The 1,311-nt window shown below is 34.5% G+C and carries 1 protein-coding gene; it reads right to left on the bottom strand.

Annotation, left to right across the window (positions count from 1 at the left end; genetic code table 11):
* Positions 1-29: 29 nt before the first annotated feature.
* Positions 30-1,270 (bottom strand): IS3 family transposase gene (locus BTO23_RS21195; RefSeq protein WP_105064535.1). Its coding sequence is split into 2 segments (ribosomal slippage): positions 30-907 and positions 907-1,270, totalling 1,242 coding nucleotides; the frame shifts between segments, so codons are not numbered across the junction.
* Positions 1,271-1,311: the final 41 nt, after the last annotated feature.

Below are 1,311 nucleotides of genomic sequence, written 5' to 3'. Positions count from 1 at the left end.
TGTCTCGTCCTAAAATACGTTGACGATTTTTAATTGAAAGCTAAGTGCTTATGCACTTGGCTTTTTTTATGCGCTTGATTTGGAGTGTTCATTCCCAAACTTAAATGTGGTCGCATTTCATTATAAATAAAAATAGATTCTTCAACTAGACACCTTAATTCGTCTAAATCTTTGCATTCATATAGAAGAAACTCTTGTTTAAGGATCCCATTAATCCGTTCAGCTAATGCGTTTTGATAGCAATCATATCCATCAGTCATTGATGGCTTAATATCATTTTCGTTTAGTTTTTTCTGATAAACCTTTGAACAATATTGCAACCCCCGATCTGAATGATGAATAGTATCTCTTTGATACTGACGACAATCTATTGCCATATCAAGAGCTTTGACCACATCTGTCGCTTTCATTTCATCACTTAATTCATATCCCATAATCCTTCGACTATAAGCATCTGTTACTAAAGATAAATAATGAACACCTTCTTGTGATTGAACGTAAGTGATATCACTGACAAAAACTTCTTCAGGAGCTTGAGGTGTTACTTCTTTAAGTAAATTAGGATGTTTTTTCATCCAATGCTTACTGTAGGTAGTTTTTGTGTAACTTCGCTTAGGTTTTACTAGTAAACGCTCATTCCTTAAATAAGAAAAGAAATTATCTCTGCCTAACTTTATGCCATGAGTGATAAATTTGGGCTTAAGTAAAAAATATAATTTTTTACCTCCAATACGAGGCATATATCGACGAATTTCTTGCACCATATTTTTAACTGGTGAAAGTTCAACTGCACGTTTCAAAGCTCTACGTTCTTGTTGGTATATACATTGTCTTGTAATGCCAAGTAGCTGACTAGCTCGCTCTAAGCTAATCATTTTCTGCTTTTGAAGACTTCTTGCTCCTTGGCAATATACTTTTTTCTAAGGCCTGCACCATGTTCTGCGTCCATGATATTTACTACTTCATTAAGTAATAAATTACGCATTCTTTCATCATCAAGCTCTCGCTCTAAACGTTTAATTTTTTGTGCTGGTGATTCTTTTGCTTTCGGGGATTTAGGCATAATAATCTTAGGTGATTGAGACCAGTCCATCTTACCGTGTTTTCTTAACCAAGTAAGTACGGTAGAACGACCTTGAATGCCATAAATGTTTTGAGCTTGCTTATAGGTCATATCGCCTTTTTCTATAGCGGTAACAAGCTGCAATTTAAAGCCTAATGAATAATCACGTTGAGTTCGCTTATTCTTTGTTTTTTCTTGATTTGTCATATAAAAGTCCTAAATGTGTAAACACATTTCAGGACAAGACA

The sequence above is a fragment of the Aliivibrio sifiae genome (assembly GCF_002954715.1).
GTDB lineage: Bacteria > Pseudomonadota > Gammaproteobacteria > Enterobacterales > Vibrionaceae > Aliivibrio > Aliivibrio sifiae.
This window is presented reverse-complemented; position numbering and strand designations above follow the sequence as displayed.